The sequence below is a fragment of the Flavobacterium zhairuonense genome (assembly GCF_004352915.1).
GTDB lineage: Bacteria > Bacteroidota > Bacteroidia > Flavobacteriales > Flavobacteriaceae > Flavobacterium > Flavobacterium zhairuonense.
In genome coordinates this window covers 99,618-124,130 of record NZ_SJSY01000064.1, presented here as the reverse complement: position 1 = coordinate 124,130, position 24,513 = coordinate 99,618, and the positions used below count along the sequence as shown (strand labels likewise).

The window sequence follows — 24,513 nt, the reverse complement described above, 5'->3', positions numbered from 1 at the left end:
TTTTTTTGTACAATTAATTGTTTGGAGCTTTGTTTGTCATTTTGAAAACTAATTCTCCGCCAGATGCAATTTGGTCGTGTTTAAAAAATAACGAGTTCAAAGTCTTTCCGTTCAAAGTCACAGATTCGACATATTTATTTTCTGGAGCATTATTTATAGTCTTCACAATCAACTTTTTTCCTTTTTCTAAATTGATTGTAACTTTATCAAACAATGGTCTAGAAATCGTATAAGTAGGATCTCCTGGCGCAACTTGATAAAAACCAATTGCATTCAAAATATACCATGACGACATTTGTCCACAATCTTCATTGCCACTTAAACCATCAGGAGCATTTCGATATTGCTCTTTCATGATTTTATCGGCCAATTCTTGTGTTTTAAAAGGCTTGTTGATATAATTATAAAAGTAAATAATGTGATGACTTGGCTCATTTCCGTGTGCATATTGCCCAATTAGTCCCGAAATATCGGCAGATGCATCTGCTCCTTCCAATTTAGCAGTCGTATTAAACAAGGCATCTAATTTTTCTTCAAAAGAAGCTTTACCGCCCATCAAATCAATAAGTCCGTTTACATCTTGTGGTACAAACCAAGTCCACTGCCAAGCATTCCCTTCACAATATGGACTGTTCATATGATCTGAATAAGAAGGATTAAATGGCCCAATAAATTTTCCGTTGCTGTCTAAGGCACGCATGAAACCGGTTTCTTTGTCGTAGTATTTTTTGTAACGCATTCCACGTTCTGAAAGCCATTTATAATCTTCCGTTTTTCCCATATCTTTTGCCACTTGAGCCAAAGCCCAATCGTTGTAAGCATATTCCAAACCTCTTGAAGTAGCAAAAATCACATCTTTATCAGCAGGAATAAAACCCATTTCTTGATTGTATTTTTTTCCTTTTGTCATCAGCCATTCCCAGATTGCAGGATGATTTACTTTTACTCCTGTTGTGTCATAAGGTATTGAACGCATCATGGCTTTATAGGCCAATTCTGTATCGTAACCGCGTATGTTTTTGGCGTAAGCATCCGCAATTAAAGATGTCGAATGTGCTCCGATCATTGTTCCTGTGTAGTTGGCTGCCAAATCCCACATTGGCAACAAACCGCCTTGTTGGTATTTTATCAAAAGTGAATTGATAAATTCATTTGTTTTAGAAGGCGTAATCAAATCAATTAAAGGCATTTGCGCTCTGTAGGTATCCCAAAGCGAGAATACCGTGTAATACGTTCCAGAATCAAGCGTATGAATTTTTAGGTCTTGTCCTCTATATCTTTTATCTGTATCTGAATACGTTGACGGATGAATAAAAGCATGGTACAATCCAGTGTAAAAAATAGTTTTCTGATCTGCTGTTCCGCCTTCAATTTTAAATTTTTCAAGCTGATTTTTCCATAATGTTGCTGCTTGCTTTTGGGTTTTATCAAAATCCCAATGCGGGATTTCAGCATCCAGATTTTGCAAAGCGCCTCTCTCGTCAACTGGAGAAATTCCAACCTTTACTTTCACTTCTTTCGGATTTTCAAAATATAAAACCGCTTTGATATGATCTGCATTTAGCTGTTTTGCGGAAACAATTTTATTATCCTTGTACAATTCAACTTTAAACGGTTTATTGAATTTCGCATGAAAATAAACATAATCTCTTTTTGACCAGCCTTCAGTCAATCTCATTCCTCTAATTTCGGTATCGCTGACAATTTCTATAAAAGATTGCAAAACCTTTTGATTGTTCAGATTATGATGCAAATCGACGATAATTCCGGCTTCTTGTGAAGGAAATTTGTATTCGTGAAATCCCGCTCTTGTTGATGCTGTCATAGAAGCTTTTATGCCATTATCAAAATTCACCGTATAAAAACCAGCTGAAGCTTTTTCATTTTCATGCGAAAAATTCAATGGATAATATTCTTTCAGATTCCCGTTTTCTAATTGCAGTTTACCCGTAAACGGCGTAAAAAGTACATCTGCAAAATCGGTCATTCCGGTACCGCTTAAATGTCTGTGTGAAAATCCTAAAATACTGGTGTCTTCTGTATAATAACCACTGCAAGCATCCCAGCCTTGCGTTCTAGTATCTGGACTCAATTGCACCATTCCAAAAGGAACTACTGCTCCGGGAAAAGTGTGGCCATGCCCGCCGGTACCAATAAACGGATTTACATATTGGGTAACGTCATTTATTTTGTCCATTTTGCCTGACGAAATAAACAAACAGGCTAAGATTAAAACTGGGATTAACTTTTTCATTATAATTTTGTGTTTATGCTTTTTTCAAATTTTATCCAATCTGATTCTTGTAGTTCCAAAACATAGGCATAACCTTTTTCAATATTGGATTTTTGCCAAATATCAACTAATTTTTGCTGATCGCTTTGAGTCAAATTACCGTTTTCATTCCAAATTTCTTTCGCACACAAACACCCCATTGAAGGCGTTTGTCCGTAGAAAATCTGTTTTTTGTATATTTCTTGATCTATAGTTGTTCCGTGAAAATGAATTTCGTCTCTTCCTGCTTTTCCTGCCCAAAAAGTTTGCTGGATGCTTAAATTTGAATGCAGTTTTTTTGGGAAAAACTTCAGATAATCTTCCAAAAGAAAATCCTTTTTATCATTATTGTAAAAGACCGAAGCGTCACATTCAAAAGGCAAAAAAGTAACAAAACTCAAAGTCGGTCCGATAAAAACATTTTCCGACTTGGCAAGACTTTCAATTTTAAACAAACCAGTCGGTGTATTGCCGTTTGTAATGTACATTGGCAAATTAGTAGCACTTCTGGCCAATTGATCTACAAGAATAACTTTTCCATTTTCTTTTTCTAAGAAACCTTTTTCATTCTGAACAAAAGCTTTTCCTGGCAAATCTCTGTTTGTATGTTGAATGGAGTATAAAAATTTCTCTTTTTTAGCGGCATTAAACTTTACCAACTCAATCAAATCAGCAATTGAAATTGGTTTATAATCTGATTTCAATTCATTTCGCAGAGCCTGCATTACAGCGCTATTATCATCAATAAACTTCGTTTGTAAAAGCTGTTTTACCTCTATGTTATTTTGTGCTAAATAATGTATTGATGTTGCAAAGATTGAAACGTTCTCAGTTTCATTTTTTGCAATATCAGTCATTTCTAAAACAAATTCATTTGGAAAACAAGCAAATACCGATTCAAAAACTTTCTTTAGATCACGTTTTGATAGTAGTTTATAGTCTGATAATGCCTTTTTTAGGACTTTAAAATTCTGTTCGGAATTATCTATCACGAAAGCAGTTGCCCATGCATAGCTATTCCAGTTTATGTTTTTATTGAAATTTAAATAAGCCGTCGCTTCCTGATTGATTATGGAATCCTTTAGTTTTACTACTAACTTTTCTCTCGATTCTTTTTTAGCAAAAGCAGCAAATTGATTTTGAGCATAACCAGTCAAACTCATTAAGAAAATGAGTGCAAAAAATAATATTGTATTTTTTCTCTGGCGCATATCTAAATTTTTCTCTGCTTGATTTTTTTATGTAAATACTACTGCCAAAAATAGATTCTGGCAGTAGTATATTTTAAATTATTTTGAAGCGTATTTGGTAGTAAAATATTCAGAATTGTATTTTAATCCTTCAAAAAAGAAGAATATTTCTCCGTTTACATAATTGTTTCTGTTCTCGTTCACCATTTGTTCTACAAACTGGTTCGTGGCGTTGTACGTTCCAGATTGAATCAAAACCCCAGCAAACAATTTTGAACGGTCTGCGCTATTCTTAACATAAGAAACTTGTGATTTTAATGTTTGTGAATAAGCTGAAAAATCATAACTATAAATCTGTGGAATTACATAATCGCAATATTTTTTATCCAACCAAGTTGGCCAATCCTGCAAATAATTATCCTTTGCCCACGGATGCACACTTGGTGCCATTGAAACAATTACAGTAGGTTTTGCGGCTTTTACAGCTTTGTATAAATCGCCTAAGAATTCAGTCAATTTATTTGCTCTCCAATCTTGCCATGCTGCATCTTTTTCATTTGTTGGCGGATTAACACCTTTTTCTGTCTTATACAATTGAACAGTATAATCGTCATATCCACCTGCGATTGGCATTGCTGGAAGTCTGTCGTCACCTTGAATACCGTCAACATCGTATTTTTTTACCACTTCTAAAATCAAAGATTTCATAAAATTCTGGACATCTGGATTTATTCCATTCATCCATTCAAAACCATTTGACGAAACCAATAAATTTTTAGAAGCATCTTTAGCAGCCCATTGCGGATATTTTTTCAAAATCACGCCACCTTGCTGTCCATTTGAAGCAGCAAAACCATATTCAAACCAAGCATGAACTTTTATTTTTTCTTTATGTGCTTCGGTAATCATTTCCAGCAATGGATCTCTCCCTTCATAACCTTCCATGATTGAAATACCAAATTCTTTATTCATGATTTCACTTGGATAAAGCGTTCTTCCTTTATTCCAAACCACCACATAAATATCTGTAATGTTTGATTTTTTGCAGGTCTGTACCGTTTCTTTAATGGCATTTAACGAACCCAAAGCCGTTGAAGCTACATTGGTAACCCAAACACCCTTCATGGCTTTTCCTGTTTGAACTGGATTGTTTGGATAAACTCTTGGCGGTTCTTCGCTATTGCACGCAAAAAATAATACAGCAAGAGATAAGATTAATAACTTTTTCATTTTTATTGTTTTTAAAGGAGATTTTCTCTTTTCAAAGAAAATCTCCTAAAGTTTTATTTTTCTAATTTGTAAACTGCTAGTTTATCGTTTGTTCCATAATACAACACATGCAATTTGCCATTTATTACTGCAAAGTCAGCATCTACAGTATTATTAGCATTTGAAACTGCAGCTCCTGTAATTTCTAAAATTGGACTTTCAAGAGCAGCTGTACTTGCTGTAGTGTAATCTACTAATCTGAAAACGTGTTTACCGCCAACAAATGCAACATAAGCAATGTATTTTCTTCCTTTATAAACAATTGTTTTACAATCTGTTGTTACTGATCCTGAAGTTGTTTTAAAAGTCTCAGAGAAAGAACCACTCATCAAATTGATTCCGCTATATGCTGTTCCTGTCGAAGCTCCAACAAATCCTGTATCATCTGGCTGAACACTATAGTAGAAACCAGTTCCTGAGTAAGGGAATGATTGCTGTGTTGGTGTTGGATTTAAAACTCCATTAACTACTTTCCAGATTAATACATTTGTTTTTTGTGCCAAAGGAACTGTAATTGTAGCATTTCCATCCAATGATCCCGAGATGCTGATGCCAGCACTTCTTGGTGCAAATGTTAAACCTAAACTGTTTTGAGAATACGTAATGTAGTTCGTTGGCGCTGCATCTGAAATAGAATTCCATTTGATGATTGATAAAGTGGTTGCGGCACCAGCTCCAGCTCCAAGCTGTACACCAAGGATTTTTCCGTTGTCATCTGTAGCTAATTTTCTAATACCTGTAACTGCACCACCGTCGAAATTTGTACCTGTTTTCGCAAGTCCGTTTAAGTAGTTTCCTGACAAGTCGTAAGCGTTGATACCTAACACCGCAGTTTGTCCTGCATTCATTGCATTTGTCGCAATTACGATATTGTTTCCACTGAATCCTGCAGATGAACCTGCATTTGCTGCAAAACCAAAATCAGCGTGAGATTTTTCCAAAATTGGATTTGATTTAATCAAAGGATTCTTCACTGTGAATTCGCGTTCAATTCCGTCAGTTCCCGTTATTTTAACTTTAAATCCAGCTAATGTATTTACGTTTGTTCCTTTGAAAGCAGGATCAATTGTATTTCCAAAAGAAGCATTAATGACAACTGTTGCGTCTGAGAAACTAGTCAAATAAGGAACAACAGGTTGTACAATATTTTTAGCTGCATCAACGATAATAATTTCAGAAGTTACATCTCCATTAATTACCATACTATTGATTTTTGCAGGACCAACAGCTTCTGAAGTAAATACTACATCGTATTTGTAAACTGTTACACCGTCAACTCCAAGCACTTCTAAGCTAAAAGGCGCTTTACTTGGCAGATTAAAACTATAATCTTTCGCTGTTCCATTTACATAATTTTTCAATGTACCATTTGAGAAATCATAAGTAACAGCCAAATTCGTAATGTCTGTTCCAACTGGAACTTGAACAATTATCGAAGTTTTTCCAAAGAAGATTTTGTCTTTTGCGATTGGAAGTCCAACAACACTAAGATTTGTCAATTTTGGAGGTGATTGTACAATAAGTTTCCAAACACTATTTTCACCGTCTTGACCCGAAATAGAAACATCTACTGGTTTAGTCAAATCACGATTAACATTGTTTTCTGGACTTACAACAGTACCATTAGTTACTAATATTTCTGTTTTAACATCTTTAAGATTAGTACCAGCAGGCAAAACAACCTTTGCCTCGTTCGCGTCATTCTCTGCAATGTTATATAAAACATTATTCAATTTAACGGCTACAATCTTCGCCGATTGATAGCTGCGTTCGTCTTTAAAACTATCGTCACACGAGGACAATAGCAGCAGACTCATAAGCAAATAAAATATTTTTTTCATTTTCTATCTTTATCTTTTTAATTAACGATTATTGACCGTAGCCATCATTTTGCGTCAACCAAGGCGCTTTGTTTCTTTCTACTTGTGGAATTGGCCATAAATAGAATTTGTCATTCCAGTTGTTTGGTCTGTCGGCATCTCTTTGACGTAATTTGCTGCCATAAGCACCGTAAAGCGCCAAATCATTCAAATCTCTTTCAGAACCTGCCGCTCCATAAGTTGGAACCATGTCTGCAGTAACTTGAGTATATCCATCAGGATAAGTATTCGTAGCCGCATTTACTCCAGTCGCAATTGGGAAACCGTATGTTCTTTCAGCATTTTCTAAAGCTCCTGTTCTCCATCTTCTCATATCGAAGAAATGCAAACCTGCTTCTCTGATAAGTTCTACTTTACGCTCTCTACGAACCAATTGTCTTAATTTTGCTTGATCTGTAAGTGTTGTTGCTGGCATGTTTACTCTCCCTCTTACTTCGTTGATAGCACCTGTTACTGTACCATCAATTTGATTCAATTCGATTTTTGCTTCTGCATACATTAACAAAATCTCTGCATAACGCATCATCAAAATATTGTATGAAGGCTCAGAAACAATTTCATCATTAAAATAATTGTATTTTCTCCATAAATATCCAACACCACTCTGAATATAACCATACTGAGCCACAGATCCTGTATAATCAAGATTTGAAATTGAAGTCGAATTATTTGCCGCATCAAATGACAAAGTGGTTGGTTTGTACAACTCCATAGTGATGTTCAATTTTACTCCTCCATTGTTCGCGATTATGTTAGATTTATGCGTATAAATAGACATTTTTAAACGAGGATCTCTATTGGCAAATGGATTTTTAGGATCATAACCAGAACCTGGTTCGTCAATTCTTTTTCCGTTTGCCATTTCAAAAGTATCCACTAATAATTGCGTTGGGAATCTTCCTGATTGTCCTCCAACTGTTCTTGCCATTTCACCAAATGACTGATAATGTGTCTTTTTTGATGCTTGATCAGAATAAGCAAGTGCGAAAATATTTTCTCTTTTTGCTGGTCCAGTAAGCTGTCCTGCTCTTGTAAATAAATCATCAAAATTTGGTGCTAAACCTCTCCCTGATTCTTGAATAATCCTTCTTGAAGTCTGAGCTGCAATGTCGAAATAATAAGCGGCTTTTGCTGCGTCTTTTGTTCCTTTTTGACCGAAACCTTCTTTGCACCAAGATCCAGCGTATAAAGCAATTCTAGCTTTTAGACCCAAAGCATACGATTTATCTGCACGTCCTTGTTCTGTAGCTTGCCAAGGCAATTGCGTGCTTGCCTCTTCAAGATCATTTAATAAATAATCAACAATTTCCATCCAAGGTTTTCTTGTGGCACTTTTTTGCTCTTCTGGCGTAACCGATTTTGTAAAGAAAGGTACATCTCCGTATAAAGAAATCAAATAATGATAGTGAGTCGCTCTGATTACTTTATTTTCAGCCACATATTGTTTTGCTTTATCGCTTAAATCGTCAATGTATGGTGCAGAACCTTCAATAACCGTATTTGCTCTGGCAACTCCTTTATAAAAGTTGGCCCATTGTGCTTCTACAATAAAGTTATTTTCCAAGTTTACATTGTTTACTCCAATCGAGCTGTTATCGGCTCTTTCAATTCCCATTGGAGTGTACATATCATAAAGCGTGAAAAACGGCAATTGGCTGCTTTCCATGTATAAACCTTGGTACGAACCGTTCGTACCTTGTTTAATTGCTGCTTCGTTGTTGTAAAAGTTTGAGGATAAATAATCACTCAAAGGCTCTTTGTCTATATAATCATCACAAGATCCTAACCCAACGATAAGGCTTAATCCTATAACTGTTTTCTTAATTAAATTCATCTTGTTAAAATTTTAAGTTAGCACCTACTGTTACCGTCTGCATGATTGGGTAAAACTCTCCTCCTAGATTTCCTCCGTAACTTACTTCTGGATCATATCCTGGAAAGAAATGACTCAAAGTCCATAAGTTTTGTCCGCTTACATAAAGGCGAAGACCGTCAATATGTGCTTTTTCTAAAAATGTTTTTGGAAGACTATATCCTAAAACAATATTTTTCAATCTTAGGTAAGCTCCGTTTTTAACCCATTTATCTGATGCAACAAAGTTATCAGCAGAGTTCGCTTCAGGAACTAAAATTGGATAGGCAGCATCCTGATGATCAGGTGTCCAAGAATCAACTTGATGTGCAAATAAATTTGATCCGTTAAAGAATGGTCTTACTCCAATACCGCTCATCAATACTTTTCGCTCTCCAACTCCTTGGAAAAAACAAGTCAAATCAAAGTTTTTATAACTTGCTGTCAAATTCAATCCATACTCATAATGAGGAAATGGATCTCCTAAATATACTTTGTCATTTTCAGTAATAAGAGTTGGATTTGCTCCAGTTGGATCCATTTTTACATACTTCACATAACCTGGTTTTGTTGCATTAGATAGTTTTGGAGAATTTGCAACATCGGCTGCGTCTACATAATATCCATCTGTTTTATAACCCCAGATTCCGCCGTTAGGATATCCTACAGTAACTGATCTGTCTGAATTTGGTCCGTATAATTTTGTAATCTCATTTTCATTGTTGCTCAAGTTTCCTGTAACGCTGTAGTTAAAATCTCCAATATGATTTTTGTATGTCAAACTAACCTCCCAACCTTTATTCTGCATATCACCAGCGTTAGTATAAGTTGCGTTAAGTCCTGTATAATAAGTTACTGGATAAACCAAAAGCATATCGTAAACGTCTTTTATGTAATAATCAAACGTAGCAGAAAGTTTTCTGTTGAAGAAAGTAGCGTCAAGACCAAAATCTGTCTGTTTTGATTTTTCCCATGTAACATTAGGATTTGATAATGTAGTTTGCGCTACACCTTGAGCCAATTGTTTGTCTAGCCAATAGCTGTATCCAGGCTGAATAGTTGATGCATAAGGATAGTTTCCGATATCTTGATTTCCTAGAGTTCCTACAGATGCTCTTAACTTAAAATCACTTACATAATGTAGGATTGGCTCCATAAATTTCTCCTTGCTCACCATCCATCCAGCAGAGAAAGATGGGAAGAATCCCCAACGTTGTCCTTCACTAAATCTAGAAGAACCATCGTAACGGCCAGTTACTTCAAACAGATATTTTCCACCAAAATCATAATTAAATCTTCCGTAAAAAGAAGACATTGCCCACTCTGTTGCTCCACCTGTTGCTGATGCTGTTGCGCCATCACCGTTTACTAAATAATATCTTTCTAAATCAAAACCATTTTTGCTCGCGCTGATATCTTTAAGAATATTATTCTCGCTTTGGGTTCCTGCCATGATTTTAAAATCATGCTCACCGAAAGTTTTAGCATATGAAGCTTGTGCTCTAAAATAATTGCGAACATTAGCACTATAAGCCTCTGTAACACCATCTCTAGCTGGGTAATAACCTTGTACCACTCCTTTTAATGAAGTCATGTATGGAGTTGTGATAAACGTACCTCTGTTTTCAGTTTTTCTGTAGCTGTATTGTGCTAATACTTCCAATCCGCTTGCTGGAGTAGCAATCAAAGTAGCATTCATCAAAATCTCAGGTCTTTCAATAGTTTGGCTTCCTGATGCTTCTGCATTTGCTACAGGATTGTCACCATTTTTTCCGTACCCCCAGTTTCCATCAATTTCTTTAACCGCAGAAAGCGTTGGCAACATATACAAAGCTTTGTTTATGATTCCTTTTGGAGTTGAAATTCCAGGTGTCAATTGAGTAGAAGTTCTATATGAGATTTCGTTGTTTAATTTTAACCATTCGTTAATTTTTGCATCTGTATTTAATCTCACATTGATTCTTCTGAAATTATTATTTTCAATCAAACCATCTTGCTTAAGAGAAGTGAATGCCCCAAAATATTTAATGTCTTTTCCTCCTCCAGATAATGATATATTATTGTTGGTCATGATTGCGCTCTTTTTGATCGTAGCATCTTTCCAATCTGTATCATATCTGTTCCAGTTGTCTGGTTTGTAATTTCTTTGATCTGCAATCATTTGCTCTCTTGCTGCTCTCTGATCTGCAGGAATCGTAACTCCAGCGTTATCCAAAGAATTCAATTCCGCTTGAAGATAATCTGCTGCTTTTAAAACTACAGGCATGTTTGTAGGCGATTGGATCGAAGTATAAGCATCAAGACTTACTTTCATTTTTCCATCTTTTCCTCTTTTTGTTGTAATCAAAATTACCCCATTTGAAGCTCTTGATCCGTAGATAGAAGCTGAAGCAGCATCTTTCAAAACAGAAACATTTTCAACCGTATTCATATCTACTTGATTGATATCCATTTCGATACCATCTACCAATACTAATGGAAATGTGCTTGAATTTACAGAACCAATACCTCTAATTCTGATATTAGAACCATCACTTCCTGGCTCTCCAGAAGTTTGTTGTACCGTAACCCCTGCAATAGTTCCTTGCAATCCTGTTGATAATGACGCTACTGCTCTTTTGTTTAAATCAGCACCTTTTACAATTCCGATAGCTCCTGTCAAAGTTGCTTTCTTTTGTGTTCCATATCCAACAACAACAACTTCTTGCATTTGGTTTGTTACAGACTGCATTTGTATTTTTATAGAAGTTTTTCCTGTAGCATCTACCGTCATGTCTTTAAATCCGATGTAACTTACAAGCAACGTTGTTTTTTGGTTTGGTACATCTAATTGAAAACTTCCGTTAAAATCTGTCGAAGCTCCAGTTTTTGAACCTTGGATCAAAACATTAGCTCCCACCAGCGGCATGCCGTCAGAATCTGTAATCACCCCTTTTAACTGTCTTGTCTGTGCCTCAGCAAACAGCGAGACCAAACAAAACATCAAGAATAATATTCCTTTTTTCATAGTTAATAATAATTTTGGTTTTTGATTAATTAGTTTATTTTAAAGTCGTCCATAATTCGTACAATCCTCTAGGAACATGGAAGCATCCTTTCCATTTTCCTCCTTTTGCTTCTAGAAGCGGTTTTCCTTCTCTGGTCAGGTAGCCAAACCATTCTCCTTTGTATTTTTCATCTCTAAAGTGGTTCCAGGTATAATCGTGAAGTTTTACAAACCATTCCTTGCTTTTTTCGTTACCTGTCAGTTTATAAGCTTTCGCAAAAGAAATCATGGTTTCGATATGAACCCACCATAACTTTTGGTTCCATTGCAGTTCTTGTGTCGGGTGGCCTTTGATATCTAAGAAATAATAGATTCCTCCAAACTCTTTATCCCAACCAAATTCTGTTGTTTTGATTAAAATTTCTTCACATTGCTTAACAAGCTCTGGTTTATTGTATCGAGCCGCAATATCCATAAGGAACCACATTGATTCATTTCCATGGCCAGGATTGATGATTCTTCCTTCAAAACTGTCACTAAAAGCACCATTTGCTCCCACATTTTCCATGATGATGCCGTGTTCTTTGTTTAAGAAATTAGTCATGATATCTTCAATAAGTGGCGGAATCATTCGATCTACCACTTCTTTACCAATTGCTTCTTCGAGAAGAAGAGACAGATTGCATAAAATCATTGGAAGAGAAAAGTTTTTCAATTCTCTTGTGCCGTTGTATGCTTTACTCCATTTTCCTTTCGGATCATTCTGTCTTGCAATAATATTGTTATAAGTATTTACGGCAACTTCCTTGTGCAAAGCGTCGTTTGTGGCTTTGTACAATTCCCCAAATGCCATTGCAGCAAAACAGTCTGAAAATATGTTATACGGAACTACTAAAGGTTCTCCTTTTTGGTTTAAAGAAAAATACCAGTTCCCTTCTTCGTCTCTGCCGTTTTCCAACAAAAATTTTGCTCCATGAAGCGCTATATCAAGCCATTCCTGTTTTTTTTCTACTTTATTGTACAGCATCGAAAAAGTCCATACTTGTCTGCCTTGCAACCAGATGAATTTATCAGTATCGTAAACGTTACCTTGCCTGTCCAAACAAGTAAAATATCCGCCGTACTGATTATCAATAGAATATTTTTCCCAAAACGGAATCACTTCATTTAATAATTCATCTTTGTATAAGTCTGCGTATTGACCCAAATCTGTGTGCTGAATTTGGTCAAATTTGATATCATTATTAGTCTCTAACATTTACACTATATTTTTAAAAGTTTATTATTTCTACTCAATGTATTTTTTTATTAGGGATGCCCATAACAGATAACCTGGTCCTAAAAGATGCAGTCCATCATTTGTATAGGATTTGCTCAGCTTGCCGTTTTGATCCAAGAAATGCGGAAAAAGATTTATAAACTCGGCATTATTCTCTTTAGCCAATTTTTCTAATTCTACATTCACCTGTTTTATAGTTTCCATTTTTCCTTGATGATTTTTGAATGTATCAAACTCATCATTTGTGGGTAAAATGCTTTGAATATAAATTAACGTTCCAGGACTATCATTTTTTAATTTTGACACTATACTTTGATAATTTTTCAAGATTACTTCGGTACTGATTTTTTGAGCGATATCATTAATCCCAATGAGAATAAATACTTTTTTAGGTTTACGTTTTGCGATTTCATCCATTCTGTCAAGAACTCCTAATGTAATATCACCTGAAATCCCTCTGTTTTTTACCTTCCCACCTGAAAAAATTTCATCCCAGTTGGCACAATTCGTTATACTATCGCCTAGTAAAATAATTTCGTTTTTACCTGCTGGCATTGATTCGAAAAAAGAGCGTCTTTGGTCATAGAAATAATTATGAAAAACCTGCTTGTTTTCTTGAGCTAATAGCCCCATAAAAAGAGTCGAAAAGAAAACACAAATACTTTTGAACATTTTATTATTTTTTGGCTTTGATGTTTCCCGAAAAATCAATTTCTTTTTCAAATGCATGTAGGCTTTCCTCAATTAGTATTGCCAAGTTTTTTTTACTTATTGGATTTGCCGAAAGATTTCCTTTTGGGAATTTAGCCCCCGCTTTTGTCAAAAGATTCACTGCTTCCTGTTCCGTAAGAAGCGTTTGACTTTTCACGACTTTATTCTTTTTGTCAAACTGATTCAATCCTTCTGTAAATTCCTGAACTGTAATATTCTGTTCTGGATAAAACCAAGTTCTGTTTGCCCATTTGTAGCTTTCGCCTTTTGTTTTTAAAATTCCGGTAGCAGTAATTTTTTGAATAGCTTCAAAAGCAGGATCTGTAGGTTTTACATCAAACAGAGGCATGATGTATGCTTTTTGATTTAAAAGTGATTGCTGCACTTCTCTTACCGAAACCTGTCGCGGCTCAACTTTATTTTTTACCGCAATTCCTGCTAAAGTTCCCGCTGCCTGGCCAGTAAGCAAAACCACAGGCTGTAAACGTGTTGCGCCATTAATTAAATTCGAGGCTGAAATCGCTTTATCAGAAACAATAAATCCATCAACTTTTTCAGGGATTAGAGATCCTAGCGGCACATTATAAGAAGGTACCGCTGGAAATCCAAGATCAGGGGCATTTGGGTTTTGTTTGTGATGATGATCTACAGGATAATCTCCGACAGAAATTCCTGTTTTATACAAAGCTTCTTTTTGATTATAAGGATCAGCAACGTGGTTATATGTCAAAAACGAAACTCCTTTTACTCTTCTTCCTTCACGATAATACGGAGCATAAGCTAATAAATCTGACGTATTAAATTCGTCATCAGCTAAACCAAGATTCTTGTATCCGAGTTCATTTTGTATATAATAAACAAACTGTAAAGTATAATTTCTTGCTTTTAGCAGTTCTTTATTTCTGTCTTCTCTTGATAATTCAACTACGTCGAGATATACGTCGTTGCCTTTTTTCGGCCAGTTGATCATGTACTTATTATTAGGCATTTTACCGTACGATAGCATTTTATCGCAGTCGATTTCCTTGTGATCAACTGTTTCCATGCAAGAACCAGTAAAATTTGAAGCTGAATAATTGCTTGGTTTTGCAATAGTTTTGTCAGTTCCTTTGCCATAATCTTTTAAGATGGCAACCCAAGTTAAATCCTGAACAATATTATTGGCTTTTAATGGAGCATTGGCTTCTTTGGTTTCTTTTTGGGAATCCATTCCTAAGCGATAAGCCGCTCCAGCCATTTTCAGCGTTTCACCAATATCTGTAGCATCAATTGTAATTTTTGCCTGAACTTCTAAAATATCATTTTTATCATTTTTGAAAGTAGCACCTGTAACAATATTTCCATTTTTTAAGATGCTTACAACATAATAACCGTGAATAATTGCAAGATTTTTTTCTTTTGCAGCAATTTGATTGAAAATTTTATTTCCAACTGAAGGCTCAAAAAGTGTGTTGCTCACCCAGCCTGTTTCAAGAGCAGCGGCACCTCCGTAATAATCTCTAAGCGCGCCTCTGAATTCATTCCAGATTCCAGAATCTAAATTATGGTTACCATCGCAGGCACCAACTCCTTGCAAAGTAAACATACCTCCTATCCATGGAGATTCTTCAACAATTAATGTATTAGCTCCCAATCTCGAAGATGCAATACCAGCAGATGTTCCGCTGGTAGAGCCTCCAATTACTAAAACGTCAACCGTTTTTTTGGTGATATTCTGAGAATATCCATAACAAAATAAAAAAAATGCGATTATTTGAATTTTCATAATATATAATATTTTAATAGCAAGATTGAATTCTTTAGGTTCTCCAAAATATTTTTTTTCTAGAGAAAAAGGTTGTTATCAAAACAGCTAACACAGTAAGTATAAAACCTCTCAAAAATCCTGTAAAAGCATTTTCATTGAATGTGTCAAAATAATTTGTAACTGTTAAAATGGTGAGAATTGGCATCACAACCATTGAGGTCGAAACGTAGGCAATCATTGGATTTTGTCCTGTCAAAACCAAAAATTTAGTTGCTCTGATACATTTGAAATAATCACAAATCACGGAGAAAAAAAGTATCGCAAAAAATGCCAAACCTGATGTCACAAAATAATAACTGTACGTTGAAGTATCTTTTCTAATGCCGCCTTCATAAGCCTCTAGAAACAATCCTAATACTAAACAATAAGCTCCTGCCGAAAAAAGTTTTTTCCAAAAAACACCAAACTCTGAAGTATTTGATTTTAAAATAAAATAATTCAAAATCAATAAACCTAAAGTAACCACAAGATTCACTTCTAATTCACGTACAAATAAAAAATAAACGTTGCTTATAATAATCGATATAGAAATAAGACCGGCCACAATCGCCTTATTATCATTTTCTCGCACTTCATTTAGCTGCGCAACAGTCCATTCCTTTATATATTCTCCGGCAAGAGTTCCTGGAATTACGATAAAGAAATATTTTAAATAATAAAATTTGTAAGCCCATGCAAACGGCGTAAAATTATACAATTGCTTTACCCATCCATCGTTTGTGCTCGCTAAAAAAACGGCCATAATAAACGGCAAAACCAATAGTCGGCGAGTTGGTTTTTTGAATGTGAAAATATAAATCACACTTGCCAAAAAGGCCATATTTGCAAGAACAATCAGAATGATATCGCTATAATAAAGATCAAAATCTTGATTCTCTTTTCCTTGAAAATTTGTCGCCAATAATAACGCAAATCCAATTGCAAAAGCCGCTAATTTTATAATCGAACTATTTAATTTTTGATTTTTTGAAGCTTTTATAAACGGCAGCGTATCTGTTGAAAACATAAAAAACATCAAAACAAAACTGCCTAGAGAAATTAAGCATGAAATAACATCTACAGGATTACCGATTACAAATGGTCTCATATGCTCAAAAAATATGGCAAAAAAGACCAATTGAAGTCCTCTAAAAAAGGAATCTCGGGAGAGCGTCCATTTATTAGCTCCATTTTCTAATTTGCTTCCTAATGAAAAAGGAAATGCGGCACCCATTGAAAATAAAAAGAAAGGAAAAACAAGATCTACCCAAGTAATCCCGTAAATATTTGGATTAAATGATGAGTTGGGGGGCACTTGTGCATGCGCCATCCAAGCAGGTAAATACGTTAGGATCATTTGTCCAGAAAGTATCATTGCGATAATCGCAAATCCTCTTAAAGCATCAATAGACAAAGCTCTTGTTTTCATATCCAGATTTTAAAAATCAATTATTTTTGAGGCAATATTATGGCAGTCGCTTTTACGGCGATTTACCTCTTTGACATTCTTTGTCAATCTACTTTTTAGTATATTCTGTAGAAAAATATTCTGGAAAAGCTTTCAAACCTTCATAGAAAAAGAAAGATTCTCCTTTTACTCCTAATTTTCTATTGACGTCAATCATCTGCTTTAAAAAATCAGGTTTTGGATTTACACCATTTACTTGCAGCAAGACTCCTGAGAAGAATTTATCTTTTTGATCTTTTTTAAGGAATTTTACTTGCTCTTCTAATGTAGAAGTGTAGCTCTCAATTGTTTTTCTATAAACCTGCGGAATTACATAATCACAATACCCTTTATCCAGCCAAGTTGGCCAATCTTGCAGATATTCTTCTTTTGCCCAAGGATGTATGCTTGGGGCCATACTCACAATTAATTTAGGTTTAATTGCTTTTAATTCTCTATAAAGTTCACCAAGAAAAACAGTCAGTTTATCTGCGCGCCAAGTAAGCCAGTCTGGATTTTTATAGTCATCAGGAGGAAGATTCCCATTGTGTTCTTTTTTATATAAAGCTATCGTGTAAAGATCATAACCACCAAGCGATGGCATTGCTGGCAAACGGTCATCCCCTTGAATTCCGTCAACATTATATTTTTTTACAACCTCTATAATCAGTGATTTTACAAAATTCTGTACTTCAGGATCCATGGCGTTCATCCATTCAAAACCATTTTTTGTTACCAAGTTCCCTTTATTATCAATTGCTTTCCAGTTTGGGAATTTTTTCAGGATTGCGCCTCCATTTTCATCATAAGAAGGAGCAAAACCAAATTCAAACCATGCATGCACTTTTATATTTTCTTTATGTCCTGCATCAATCATTTCTTGTAATGGATCACGATCTCCAAAACGTTCCATAATTGGCTTTCCAAATAAATCTTTCATAATCTTACTAGGATACAAAGTCGTTCCTCTATTCCAAACCACTACATAAATATCTGTAATACCCGATTTTTTGCAAAGCGCAACAGCCTCATTAATATTTTCTTTAGAATCTAACGCTTTTGATGCAACATTAGTAATCCAAACTCCTTTAACTGGAGCAATAGGAGATTTGTCATTAATTGATGCCGCACTGCTCGCACAACAAAAAAGTGAAAACAATAAAATAGGTAATAAGGTAATTTTTAAGATATTCTGCATTGGTTTTGTTTTTTGGTTTGAGCAAATATATAAAATTTTACTAACCACAACTTAGTTATTAAAAAAATTTATTAATTAATATTTGGCTTATTTCTAGAAAGTTTTGGGAGTATTCTAGGAATCCTCAGCAAATACAGCCAATAAGACGTGAAAAGCATATTTGAAATATCCTTACTTTTTTGGGGATATTTTTTTTGAAAAGAAAATTATTCGCACAAAAAAACTTTGCACTCGTTCAAGAATTTGATGAAATACTGAATGTTTAGCAATCAAACAGACTCCATAACGTCTTTCTTATTTGCCAAAAGAGCAATTACAAGCAAATCGATTTTGAAAAAAATTTAAAAACGAAACCTAAGCGCAAAAAGAACCTTTGCAAAGAGAATCGAGAAGTACAAAAACAAAAAAACTCTATAAATTGAATTATAGAGTTTTGAAGAATTTTATTAGGGATTACTTATTTAAAAAAGGGAGAAAGCATCTTTTCTTTTACAATACAGCAAGCGCCAATTACGCCCACACGATGCCCAAGTGTTGATTTTTTCAATTTCATATCTCGATTTACCAATCCAAGAGAGTGTTTCTTAAGCGCTGACTGAATCGGAAGCAACGCAAAATCACCTAGTTGCGAAAAATCTCCACCAATAACAAGGAGATCAGGATTAAAAATATTCAGCAAAATAGACAAATAACGTCCCATTTTTTCGCTTTGTCTCGTAACCAATTCGATACACAAGCTGTCTTCCAGGTTAATGGCTCCAGAAATGATATCCAAATGTTGCAGATCTTCATTTTCGTTGAGCTCTATTTTTGAATGCTTGCCTTCTTTAAGCGCTTCTTTAAATTGTCGCACTAAAGACCAACCCGAGATTTCAGTTTCAAGACAACCTAATTTACCACATTGACAAATGATTTCATTTTCAAAAAGAGTACTATGCCCAAACTCGCCAGAATAACCGGATTTTCCATAATAAAGCTTTCCGTCGGTCATGATTCCAATAGCTACTCCCCAACTATAATTTAGGAAAATTATATTTTGCTCATCGTCAACAACGCCTTCGCAATATTCTCCAAAAGCCATCGCGCGCGTATCATTTTCAAGATGAACCGGAAGACCTAGTTGTTCTGATATAATTTCCGTTAAAGGCCTATTTTCACTAAAGAAATAATTATAACTGAAACCTTCCATCGAATTGATTCGGCCCGAAAAGTTAATGCAAATCCCGACGATCAATTTTTTCTCGACAGAACTCTCTTCGATATAATTATTTATAAGCGCACAAAACTCTAACAAAGATTCTTGCGAATTTTTTAATGCAAACGGAACGCGCAAATCAAGGCTTATAAACTCATTTTTTATATTCTGCAACCCTATCGACATATGTGTTCTTCCAACCTCAACGCCTAAGAAAAAAGCGCAAGTCGGATTGATACTATATAAAGAAGGTCTTCGTCCGCCGCTGTTGGTAATTTTTCCCATATCCACTACAGTGCCTTCTTGCAAAAGCTCATTGACTGCCTTAGTAACGGTTGGTACGCTGGATTGCAGTTCAGAACTTATTTCTGCAATTGTTGCATTACCTGCAGAAAGTAATCGTTTTACAATTGACTGTCTGAGCATGTGCCACTTTTGCCCCGAAAGACTATTGTCTTTACTAATATCAAGTAAATCTTTTAAATTCATTTATCATCGATTTTAACAAATTCCATTACAAACATAATTCATTTTTAACTTAACCGTTGCTTTTTTTATTACAAAATTAAAACACAATCTTACAATATCAAAAGCGACAATTCTGGCGCTAGGATCTCCCAAAAAAGCAAGCAACCAAAACAGAATAAGAAAAAACATCTTAAAATTACGTCTTTTTTATTTTCATTCAAAGATTTAAAAAAAAAAATAAATTAAATACGAAATTAATATTAAATATTTTTAATATTAATTATATAGATATTAATTTTTTATTATTTTAGCCACCAACTAACTGATTGTCAAATCAATCAAATCTAACCAATTATGAAAACAAAAAAACTATTATGTTTTGTTATTACAGCAATTCTTACTTATGCTTGCTCAAGCGACGATTCTGCTGAAAAAACTGCCGTTCAAAGCACAACAAAAATGAGTGCAAAGACAGCATTAGCTGTTAATTCACTAGTTTCTTCAGACTGGACTTCTGGAACGTTGCCAACTTCGATTGTTCCGCCTCAAAATTTGAAATTTTTAAGCGGAAATTTATCCGACAAACAAATTTGGAAAAGCAACAATCCTGAAATTATAAAAGGAAATGGATGGCTGATGCAAAATGCTAGAGTTGATTCTAGCCGAGGTGGTTCTTCAAATCCGCTTTCTGGTACTTTTGGAGTTTATTTATTCCACATCAACCAATCAGGCGCCACAAAGTACCTTCATGTTTTAGTTTCCAATCCGCAAACTACAGCACTAACCATTAGCGGAAAAGGATCAACTTATACAAATGCTGAAAAACCATTAAACGGAAGCGCTACAGGACAAAGTTATTTTGTTTCGAAAGACTGGTTGCAAAATACGCCACGTACAACTTTCAGTAATGTTACTATAAACCCTTCTAAAGTGTATGAAGTTTACAAAGCAACATTGGCAAACAATAATATGGTTGATGGATCTTATGAAATTACGGCTTCACAAGGTGTTTATGTTTATACCGTTGTCACCTCAACTGGAAATATAAATGACGCTGTAACCGCTACTCAAACTGCCGCTGCAGGCGATATTTACACAGAAAGTACTAACGCTTATGGCCGAGAAGCTGGAATATATACAGATTCTGGATGGTCTGGAACTACAGATATTGATCTGCCTTCAGGGCCAGCATATATGGGATTATGCTTAAATACAAGTTCTAAATTTGCAGTAGGTGGCACTTATTTGCAAAATCAAAATGCGCCTTATTCTTATAAACTAAATGGAGCTTCGCAAAATACGTATGGAAATTATGGCCACAAATACACCTTGACTTTAAAGTTGAACAACCCAAATAGTACAGCAAAAAATGTGTCGCTTACATTTGCTTCAAACTTTACTTCGGGAACAAATTCGCCTTCATTTACTTTTAACGGGCCACTTTATTTAAACGGAGCTTTGAAAAACATTTACACGACGCCTACACAGCCTGCGCAAAACTTGGCTACGTGGAGCATTCCAGCAAATTCATTATTTAATGCCACAATAACATTTTATGTTCCAGGCTTAATTACGACAGGACAACAATTAATTTTAAAACAAACTAATTAATCTAGTTATTTTGCCAGATACAAAATTCAAAGTCATTTATTAGCAAATGATGAATTGTATCTGGCAAAAAACTCAACATTATCCTTAAAGAATTTATTCTTTAAACATTTCAATTAGCTCTCGTATAGATTCCTCCGAAGGAGACGCAAAATCTTTTATTCCTTCTATAGCGTCTTTTGCAAGAATTTCAGCTCTTGATCTCATTTTAATTTCATAAGCTGTAATAGCACTTTTCACATCTTCAAATTTACTATTGCATAAATATTCACTTAAGTCTAAAGCATCAAGCATTGCAGTATTGACTCCCTCTCCAGAAGGCGGCATTAAATGAGCCGCATCACCAATAAGTGTGACATTTTCTTTTGAATTCCACTTTTGATCTGGCGGAAAATAATTCAATGGTCGTATCGTAAATTGCTCACATGCTCTAAACATGTCAAAGAATACGATATTCCATTCTTTATAAAAGTCAATTAAATAATCGCAAACCTCATCAGAATTGCTAAAATCTATTCCGCTGGTTTTGCTCCAATTTTCAGGATAGAGCGAAGCGGCATAAAATGTCAAGCCTCCATTTCCCATTGGTTGCACAGCAATGGTTTTTCCATTGTCCATTGCGATAAGATTTGCATTGTTGACCAATTCGAAAATCCCTGGGCAAACTATTTCGGCATTCTCAATTTCTCCTTGAATAATTGTTGCACCAGAATATTGTGCTTTAATATCTGTAACGTATGGACGAATTTTTGAGCGATATCCATCAGATCCTATAACAATATCTGCTAAAACTTTGCTTCCATTTTTAAATTCTAGTTCCCATGAATCTCCAACTTCTTTCATATTCAAAAAATGGGAATCCCAAACTACAGTATCTGGAAAGAGGCCGTCGATAAGCATATTTCTTAGTGCGCCACGATCAATTTCTGGCCTGAATTGTTCGTTTTCAAAATCGTCTTCAGTTTCCTTATTGTTTTCATCGACATAAATAAATGCATCTTTATTTACCAAACGATATTTATCGGCACCTTGCATATAATTGGCTTTGAATGCCTCTACTAATCCAGCTTCTTTTAGGACCTTCAATCCCGAGTCAAAATGTAAATCCACAATTGCGCCCTGAATTCTAGATGATTGATTAAAATCTCTTTCATAAACTTTTACATCTGCTCCTTTTAATTGCAAAAGACGAGCTAAAGTCAATCCGCCCGGGCCTCCCCCAACGATTGCTATCTTTTTATTTTCTAAAAAATTCTTCCTTATTAGCGTTTCCATTTTATCCTTTTTTATGGGTACAAAGTAACAATGCACCAAGTGGATTAGCAACACCAATACAAAGCAAAAATAGGACTATTCGAGGTTTTTATTCCGAAATGCAGATGGAGTCATATTTACTGCTTTTGAAAAAAGTCGCGTAAAATAAGAATAATCATCATAGCCCAATTCTAAAGCAATCTCTTTTACTGATTTATCAGAATGATGCAACAATCGTTTTGCCTCTAAAACAATTCGCTGTTGAATAACACGGGAAACGGAATGGCCTGTTGCTGTTTTGACACACTCATTCAAATAGGCTGTTGATATATTCAGTTTGTCAGCATATTCGCTGGGACTTTTAATCGTTGTAAAATGAAGTTCAAGTAGGGTTTTGAAAGATTTAGTGATCGTTTCAAATCTTGAAGAATTATCAATTGGTTTTGAGTCGGCCAAATATTGCGAAGCAACAAATACCAACAAAGCATTACAGCTTTCTTTTAAAATGGAACTATATAATTTTTCATTCTTGCTTTCAAAAAATTTGACACACAAAGAAACCGTTTCCTTTAAATTTGAGAAAACCTCCTCAGATAAAGACAAAACTTTTACGGGAGTAAGCTCTTCTAAAATCTTTAAATATTCTGGCCTTATATTCTCAACTGTTATTATCCAACTGCTAATTATAGCATTTTCAAATGAAATTACACGATGCACCTGATCTGGATGGATATAAATAACCGATGGGCTTTTTATTTCATATTTTTTAAAATCAATTTCAATATGCGTAATTCCCTGTTCTTGTAAAATAAAAGTATATCCGCCATCACGATGAGATCTTTCAACTTCTTTAGAATTAGGCGACCCATCAAATGATGTTCTGGCAATTATCATCCCTTCCTTAAGCTCCGAAGGCAAAGCATTTACCGGAATTGATTTAATTTTCATTTAAGTATCTGTTTTAAAGCGCAGAGAATTACAATTTTAGGAACGAGGCTTCGACAAGTTTCTGTCGTACATAATAATAGTTCCCGCCACGGCCACATTTAGACTTTTTTCCGATTTAAATTTTACTAAATGATGGCATTTATCCATTGCTTTTTTGGATAAGCCATGATCCTCGGCTCCTAATAAATAGACACATCTTCTTGGATGTTCAAAAGTTTCTAAATCAGCTGCTCTTTCAGCTAATTCTACACCAACTAATCGTGCTCCTTTAGGCAAGTTTTCAAAGAAAGCTTCAAAAGTTTCATAATGAAAATAAGGAATTGATTTAACAGCATCATGTGTATCACATGCTTGTTTTGCATATCGGTTACCTATGGTAAAAATAAAAGTAGCACCCATATTTTGAGCTGATCGCCACAAAACCCCAAGATTTTCTGGCGTTTTACCATTTTGTATTCCTATGCCAAAATATTCATTTACAAAGTTTTCATTCATAAAAGCAAAAGTACAAACTTTCGATATGAATATTCAAAAAATGAAAGTAATAATAGCTCTAACGTGGGGTTAGAAATGTTTATTAATCAATATGGGAAGCGTTGAAAAACTTTTTAAAAGCAGCATTTGGCATCCTAGATTTATAACTTAATGAAAATAGTAGTAAAATAATTTTTGCCAGTTTCTGGATCTGCTTTTATAGAAATTCCAAAATAATTGAAATCACCTAAAATGACTTCCTTATGCTCGGGGCTATTCAACCAACCATTAAGCGCTCCTTCAGCTGAACGATAATTATATGCAACATTTTCTGCCACTTTTTTCGCTCCTAAAACTTCCGTTATATCTTGTGATCGTTTAACGAAATCATCATGGCTCGGAACTTTTTTTCCTATCATATAAATAGTATGTTCTTCTGCTTTATACGATAAATGATTTATTATTTTAAGAGAATCTAAGCCATTAGAAATTCTGTATTCATTTATTAATCGTACGGTTTCGAGTTCCATATAAGAATAATTGTAATCAGTTACAATTTCGGGTTTGCTAGCATTTTCTTCCACATTTTGTGTTTCTGCTTCGCAACCTACAATAATGAATAAGAACAGTACACTTATAATTGCAATCCAAATAGATTTTATCATGTCTCAATATGTATTTTAGAAATAAATTTTC

At 34.8% G+C, this 24,513-nt stretch carries 17 protein-coding genes; 1 reads left to right on the top strand and 16 read right to left on the bottom strand.

The features are described from left to right. Nucleotides 1-13 precede the first annotated feature (13 nt). The 12 genes from EYY60_RS03420 to EYY60_RS03365 all read right to left on the bottom strand — a co-directional run bounded on the left by EYY60_RS03420 (nucleotide 14) and on the right by EYY60_RS03365 (nucleotide 19,554). Nucleotides 14-2,254, bottom strand: a complete 2,241-nt coding sequence (locus tag EYY60_RS03420) for a GH92 family glycosyl hydrolase (protein WP_132987999.1) — start codon at nucleotides 2,252-2,254, stop codon at nucleotides 14-16. Continuing rightward, nucleotides 2,254-3,483, bottom strand: coding sequence for a hypothetical protein (locus EYY60_RS03415; RefSeq protein ID WP_132987998.1), 1,230 nt, complete (start codon nucleotides 3,481-3,483; stop codon nucleotides 2,254-2,256). Before EYY60_RS03415 ends, EYY60_RS03420 begins: the two co-directional genes overlap by 1 nt. 78 nt (nucleotides 3,484-3,561) lie before the next feature. Then, nucleotides 3,562-4,692: a glycoside hydrolase family 10 protein gene (locus tag EYY60_RS03410; RefSeq protein WP_132987997.1), complete on the bottom strand. Its 1,131-nt coding sequence runs from the start codon at nucleotides 4,690-4,692 to the stop codon at nucleotides 3,562-3,564. 53 nt (nucleotides 4,693-4,745) lie between these two features. Next, entirely contained in the window at nucleotides 4,746-6,572 is a 1,827-nt protein-coding gene (locus EYY60_RS03405) for a hypothetical protein (RefSeq protein ID WP_132987996.1), read from the bottom strand. 28 nt (nucleotides 6,573-6,600) lie between these two features. Further along, nucleotides 6,601-8,445: a RagB/SusD family nutrient uptake outer membrane protein gene (locus tag EYY60_RS03400; RefSeq protein WP_132987995.1), complete on the bottom strand. Its 1,845-nt coding sequence runs from the start codon at nucleotides 8,443-8,445 to the stop codon at nucleotides 6,601-6,603. 4 nt (nucleotides 8,446-8,449) lie between these two features. Further along, nucleotides 8,450-11,470 carry a SusC/RagA family TonB-linked outer membrane protein gene (locus tag EYY60_RS03395; RefSeq protein WP_132987994.1) on the bottom strand — a complete coding sequence of 1,007 codons (3,021 nt, stop codon included), beginning with the start codon at nucleotides 11,468-11,470 and terminating at the stop codon, nucleotides 8,450-8,452. Nucleotides 11,471-11,504: 34 nt separating this feature from the next. Further along, nucleotides 11,505-12,707 (bottom strand): AGE family epimerase/isomerase, encoded by a 1,203-nt coding sequence (locus EYY60_RS03390; RefSeq protein WP_132987993.1) that lies wholly within the window; start codon nucleotides 12,705-12,707, stop codon nucleotides 11,505-11,507. Nucleotides 12,708-12,737: 30 nt separating this feature from the next. Further along, complete coding sequence (locus tag EYY60_RS03385) at nucleotides 12,738-13,400, bottom strand: GDSL-type esterase/lipase family protein (RefSeq protein ID WP_132987992.1); 663 nt, start codon at nucleotides 13,398-13,400, stop codon at nucleotides 12,738-12,740. A 4-nt stretch (nucleotides 13,401-13,404) separates the two neighbouring features. Next, nucleotides 13,405-15,204 (bottom strand): FAD-dependent oxidoreductase, encoded by a 1,800-nt coding sequence (locus tag EYY60_RS03380; protein WP_132987991.1) that lies wholly within the window; start codon nucleotides 15,202-15,204, stop codon nucleotides 13,405-13,407. Nucleotides 15,205-15,238: 34 nt separating this feature from the next. Then, nucleotides 15,239-16,654, bottom strand: a complete 1,416-nt coding sequence (locus EYY60_RS03375) for a DUF5009 domain-containing protein (RefSeq protein WP_132987990.1) — start codon at nucleotides 16,652-16,654, stop codon at nucleotides 15,239-15,241. 88 nt (nucleotides 16,655-16,742) lie between these two features. Then, nucleotides 16,743-17,870 (bottom strand): glycoside hydrolase family 10 protein, encoded by a 1,128-nt coding sequence (locus tag EYY60_RS03370; RefSeq protein WP_132987989.1) that lies wholly within the window; start codon nucleotides 17,868-17,870, stop codon nucleotides 16,743-16,745. 457 nt (nucleotides 17,871-18,327) lie between these two features. Then, nucleotides 18,328-19,554 carry an ROK family protein gene (locus EYY60_RS03365; protein ID WP_132987988.1) on the bottom strand — a complete coding sequence of 409 codons (1,227 nt, stop codon included), beginning with the start codon at nucleotides 19,552-19,554 and terminating at the stop codon, nucleotides 18,328-18,330. Nucleotides 19,555-19,887: 333 nt separating this feature from the next. Here EYY60_RS03365 and EYY60_RS03360 point away from each other — a divergent pair, with 333 nt between their 5' ends. Then, nucleotides 19,888-21,144, top strand: a complete 1,257-nt coding sequence (locus tag EYY60_RS03360; RefSeq protein ID WP_132987987.1) for a DUF3370 family protein — start codon at nucleotides 19,888-19,890, stop codon at nucleotides 21,142-21,144. 93 nt (nucleotides 21,145-21,237) lie between these two features. On the opposite strand, the gene EYY60_RS03355 is transcribed toward EYY60_RS03360, so the two are convergent. From EYY60_RS03355 to EYY60_RS03340, 4 genes are all read right to left on the bottom strand, one after another. Next, nucleotides 21,238-22,416, bottom strand: a complete 1,179-nt coding sequence (locus tag EYY60_RS03355) for an FAD-dependent oxidoreductase (protein ID WP_132987986.1) — start codon at nucleotides 22,414-22,416, stop codon at nucleotides 21,238-21,240. A gap of 75 nt (nucleotides 22,417-22,491) precedes the next feature. After that, nucleotides 22,492-23,343 (bottom strand): AraC family transcriptional regulator, encoded by an 852-nt coding sequence (locus EYY60_RS03350; RefSeq protein ID WP_132987985.1) that lies wholly within the window; start codon nucleotides 23,341-23,343, stop codon nucleotides 22,492-22,494. Nucleotides 23,344-23,379: 36 nt separating this feature from the next. Beyond that, nucleotides 23,380-23,838, bottom strand: a complete 459-nt coding sequence (locus EYY60_RS03345; RefSeq protein WP_132987984.1) for an RNA methyltransferase — start codon at nucleotides 23,836-23,838, stop codon at nucleotides 23,380-23,382. 140 nt (nucleotides 23,839-23,978) lie between these two features. Further along, the gene (locus EYY60_RS03340) at nucleotides 23,979-24,482 is read right to left on the bottom strand and encodes a CAP domain-containing protein (protein ID WP_132987983.1); all 504 of its coding nucleotides are present in this window, start codon (nucleotides 24,480-24,482) and stop codon (nucleotides 23,979-23,981) included. Nucleotides 24,483-24,513 lie beyond the last annotated feature (31 nt).